General features: G+C 50.4%; 2 protein-coding genes. Both read right to left on the reverse strand.

The genetic code is table 11. From position 1 onward, the window contains the following. A partial coding sequence (locus Q0413_RS05790) for a hypothetical protein (RefSeq protein WP_298988043.1) occupies positions 1-524 on the reverse strand: 524 nt, incomplete at its 3' end. Continuing rightward, complete coding sequence (locus Q0413_RS05795; protein ID WP_298988044.1) at positions 505-1044, reverse strand: DNA gyrase subunit B; 540 nt, start codon at positions 1042-1044, stop codon at positions 505-507. The genes Q0413_RS05790 and Q0413_RS05795, both read right to left, overlap by 20 nt. Between the last annotated feature and the right edge of the window lie 316 nt (positions 1045-1360).

The raw sequence follows: 1360 nt of genomic DNA on the forward strand, positions 1-1360 counted from the left end.
TTAGATGAAATTTTAGGCGCGGATTTTTCGGTATCGTGCGGCGAAATGTTTTCTAAATCATGGGAGCAGAATTCGTCTAAATTTCGCGCTGCGGCGAGATTTGAAATTTTTACGTCGCCGCCGAGATGAAATTCGCCGCTAAATTTGGGCTCTCGCAGCAGCACTGGCGCAAAGCCCGCAATCATCGCGCCGAAAAAAAATGCGATGAATTCCGCCGCGTCCTCGCCGTAAATTTCGATCATCGGCGCATTTTTTTGCTCTTGCGTCTGTGCCGTTTGCAGGGCGTACGCGGCATCTGTGCTGCCGCTAGGATTTTCCGCGTCATTTAGATTTGCGCTTCTACTGGAATTTTCCGCGCCTTTTAAATTTACGCTTGCCGCGCTACTTTGGGGTTTGCCCGCGCCTTTTAAGCTTGCCGCTTCGCTCTGCTTGCACCGAGTTTTTGCTAAATCGCGCGCAAGAGCCGCCGCAGCAAGGATTTCGCACTCGTAAGGCTTCAAAGAATTAATCAAATTTTTTAACATAAAATTTCCTAAAAATCATCTCGCCGCCGATCAGCGCGCCGATGAGGACGTATGAGATCGCGCCGCAATAAACGCTCCAATAAATTTTATCTCGCGGTAGCAGCAGCGCCGCGCTAAGTAGGCCGTTTAGCACGAAAAATCCGAGCCAAACCTCGGTTAGCTTGCGCGTGTAGGCGCGGCCGCGCTCGTTGAGACCTGGCTGCTTCAAAAGCGCCAGGCGCGTGATTGCGGGCGTCGATCTTAGGCTGAGCGCAAAAAGCGCCGCGAGCGAGAAATTTATTATGAGCGGATACAGATACGCAAGCGTTCCACTGCCAAAAAGGGCGCACAGCGCAAAAAACGCCGCGCACGCGCCCTTAATAGCGCGATCTTTACTTTCAAAAACAGCTCGCGCTCCCCATAGCGCGCTCATCGCTACAAGCAAGCAGACTCGCGCGCCGCCGTGTAAAAAATAGAGGCCGAAAGGGTAAAACACGCTTAAAATTACGGTAGCTGTTTTTAAAAATATCGTTCGTCGCAATCTTTGTAATCCTTAAATTTAGCCGCAAGGGCTTAGTTTCTGCTGTGGCGGTTTTTGTTTTACCGCAGCAGGCTAGGCTTTGCTGCGGTGGCGGTTAGGCTATTGCCGCGGGCGCGATCGGCGCGATTATTACCGCGCTTCGATACTTTAAATTTAGCCTTGACGTTCAAATTTTAGGCGCCATGCTTTTAAAATTTAAATTTAGCCTTGCTCGCCGCATTTAAATTTCAGCAGTGCCGCTTTTAAATTTAGCTGCGTCCTAGTTTAACTCGCACCGCCGCGCTCGCGATCAGATCCGCTAAATCAAATTCAGCCG

This window comes from uncultured Campylobacter sp., assembly GCF_938045465.1.
GTDB lineage: Bacteria > Campylobacterota > Campylobacteria > Campylobacterales > Campylobacteraceae > Campylobacter_B.